Origin of the sequence: Sulfoacidibacillus ferrooxidans (assembly GCF_022606465.1) — a bacterium.
In the GTDB taxonomy this organism is placed as follows: Bacteria; Bacillota; Bacilli; order Alicyclobacillales; family SLC66; genus Sulfoacidibacillus; species Sulfoacidibacillus ferrooxidans.
Genome location: NZ_JALBUF010000101.1, coordinates 1 through 402 on the forward strand (window position 1 = coordinate 1; position 402 = coordinate 402).

Here is a 402-nt window from a genome sequence, read left to right on the forward strand (position 1 = left end):
TGTGGCTAACAGCAAGCAAGGTGTAACGTCAACACACGTGGCGTTCCAGTTGGCTCCTCGCATCAATGCCATCGGTCGTCTGGCTCATGCCAAGCGTGCGGTTGAACTGCTTCTTGCAGATGATCCACAAGAAGCAGAACGTCTAGCGCTTGAAGCTCACGCACTCAATCAGAAGCGACAAGCCATTCAAGAGCACATCTACATGTCAGCGCTAGCTCAGATCGAAGAACACGCTTGGACGGATCAGACACTTGTTGTCGCAGGCGAAGCATGGCATGAGACCAGCTATCTAATGTCAAGCACTTAATTGAGTTCTAAGAACAATGAAGGGAAGTGATTTTGGACGCATCTATATAAGCCTGCCATAGACAGACATATTTTTAATTTTCAGTATAAAATGCT

1 pseudogene is annotated in these 402 nt (G+C 47.0%); it reads left to right on the forward strand.

What is annotated here, in order from left to right:
* Window positions 1–307, forward strand: a pseudogene (locus MM817_RS16560) (hypothetical protein); the annotation flags it as partial.
* Between the last annotated feature and the right edge of the window lie 95 nt (window positions 308–402).